We start from the raw sequence: 2348 nt of genomic DNA, 5'->3' as shown, positions 1-2348 counted from the left end.
CCTGATGCTTCAGGAGGGCATCCATCTCAAGGATGTCCAGGAGCGCCCGCTTCACTCGGGGATCTGGATCACTGTCGAGGTTCGCATACCCATCCTGCCACGCAGGCAGGGGAAGGTAGCCTCCATGCTTGGCTCGCTCATCACAAGGACTTCGCCGTCAACCAGCGACCGAGGTCGCTAGACCGACGGCCTTGCTCTCGTAGACCAGTAACCGGATACAATGTGTTTCAAGGGCAGGGTGGCTAGCCGGACATCAGGCTTCACGACCTGCGGCGTGAGGCCGCCTGGCTGATGCTAGAGCAAGGCACCCAGCCCTAGAATTGGACGCAGGGCGGCGTGGTCGGATCGATGGAAGGGCGGAGGTGATCGGAAACAGCCACTCCGTACAGCCGAGTTCCCAGTCTCACCTAGTTAGGAGAGTGGGGCCCGGCAGCCGCTCGTCGATAGGCGGCGATGATCATGTCCCAACGCGCATCGGCCTCGTGGTCGATCGTACAGTATTCTGGATGCGCCTCATGCCAGGCAAGTGCCCGGCGCACGCCCTCCGACCAGGGCACGCTCGCCACGAAATCAGGCACGAATCGCTTGATCTTGCTGTTGTCGAATACGGCGCTGTTGGCCTTGTCGCCGATCAGGCTGCCGGTTGCGTCAGGGTCATAGGCGGCGATCAGGTCGGATGGGATGTGGATGATATCCGGCTCTATCCCGATCGCATGCCCGGCCTGGCGATAGATCTGATCCCAAGTGAGCACTTCATCGGATGTGATGTGAAATGCGTGGCCGAGGGTGTCTTCTCGGCCCAAGAGGCCAACCAGCCCCCTGGCGAAGTCACCGTTCCAGGTCAGAACCCAGAGTGAGGTCCCGTCCCCCGGCACGATGACAGGCCGCCCCCGCTTCATCCGATCGATGACGGTGAAGGGGTGTTGCCAGCTGCCGACGCAAAGCGGGATTTGCGAGGGCCCGTAGGTGAGCGAGGGGCGCACGATGGTGACGGGGAAGCCCTGTTCCCGATGGGCACGCATCAGGCGCTCTTCACAGGCGATCTTCTGCCGAGAGTACTCCCAATAGGGGTTAGCCAGCGGGGTCTCTTCCGTGATGAGGTAGTGGCTGGGCGGCTTCTGGTAGGCGCTGGCTGAACTGATGAAGACGAACTGGCGCGCCTTGCCGGCAAAGAGTGCGAGGTCTCTCTCGATGTCGGCGGGGGTGAAGGCGATCCAGTCGACCACGGCGTCGAATTCGTGTTTCCGCAGTTGCTCTGCCGCATCGGTCGCGTGGTGCACATCGGCAGTCAGGATCTGTGCTCCGAGAGGAATTGGATACTTCTTCGACTGGCCTCGATTGAGGAGGTGAAGTTCGAAGCCGCGTTGCAGGGCCAACTCGGAACAAACTGAGCTGATCAATCCGGTTCCGCCAATGAACAAGATCTTCATGGTCAACCCTCTTGGATCGGCAGTTTGATGGGTGAGTGTCTGCGTCCCGCCGCCGACGGGGCAAGTCTGCTCGTCACGCCCAATGGCCACTCACTTCACGATGCACCTTCGCAGAGCCGCGGCTCCACGCCTCCGGTTCACCCGTATTCTCGGGCCCTCCTGCGAGTGGGTCAACCTGCGCTGCCTCTTGGCCCGTCAGCCCCTGCGGGGACCCGGAAGAGGTCGCGCGGCATCCCGGAAGGGCTTCCCCAGCCTCCCGCAAGGAACCGGGACGATGGATGGCCTTGGCAGGCAGCGAGTTATTGGGCGGCAGTTGCGACGGCGTGGACATGGACAAGGGAGATTCAGTTCGGCGCCCCGCTACAGCTCGGCGAAGAGGACGGCGATATAGGCGACAAATGACAACAGCGCGAAGTAGGCAAGCCAACGATGGGTGCGCTCGTCCTTCAGGGCTAGTCCTAGCCCTGCAACCACGATCCCCGCAACGTGGAATCCGACGTTCGCCGCTTCGGGCAAAGTGCCGCTTCGCGCAAGATCCATGAGGAGACTGGCGACGAGCAACGTGAGGATGAGCCCAAAGAACCATGACCGCTGGTGGAAGAAGTTGCTGCGCAAGTTCTGATCTGGGGAAGTGGAGCTAGGGAAAATGAGAACCGCGAGGAGGAACAAGATGATTGGCTGGAGAAGGACCATCGAGAACTGCACGAAGTTCCAATCCACATAGGTCCGCATCCCGTACATCGACCACCAGGACTGGAAGTGCACAAGCAGCAGGAAGGCGGCCCAGGCAATTGCAGGCCCGAATGCGCTAAATGCCTTCCGCTGCTCCAGCCACCGCGAGAATCCCATCAGGAGCTGCGTGATCCCCAATCCGAGCACAATCGAGACGAGAACTGACAGGTAGGCGAAAGGGTCCAT

The 2348-nt window shown here is 61.2% G+C and carries 3 protein-coding genes; 1 reads left to right on the top strand and 2 read right to left on the bottom strand.

What is annotated here, in order from left to right; all coding sequences use genetic code 11:
* Window positions 1-181 (top strand): hypothetical protein (locus MUO23_10590; GenBank protein ID MCJ7513402.1); only part of this gene is annotated, 181 nt, incomplete at its 5' end.
* A gap of 226 nt (window positions 182-407) precedes the next feature.
* On the opposite strand, the gene MUO23_10585 is transcribed toward MUO23_10590, so the two are convergent.
* Together MUO23_10585 and MUO23_10580 are read right to left on the bottom strand one after the other, a co-directional pair.
* A complete protein-coding gene (locus MUO23_10585; GenBank protein ID MCJ7513401.1) occupies window positions 408-1430 on the bottom strand; it encodes an SDR family oxidoreductase in 1023 nt (340 codons plus the stop codon).
* Window positions 1431-1790: 360 nt separating this feature from the next.
* On the bottom strand, window positions 1791-2348 hold a 558-nt coding region (locus tag MUO23_10580; protein ID MCJ7513400.1), incomplete at its 5' end, for a hypothetical protein.

Source organism: Anaerolineales bacterium (genome assembly GCA_022866145.1).
Classification (GTDB): Bacteria; Chloroflexota; Anaerolineae; order Anaerolineales; family E44-bin32; genus PFL42.
The sequence above is the reverse complement of the archived record's forward strand: the minus strand, read 5'-3'. Positions and strand labels throughout refer to the sequence as shown.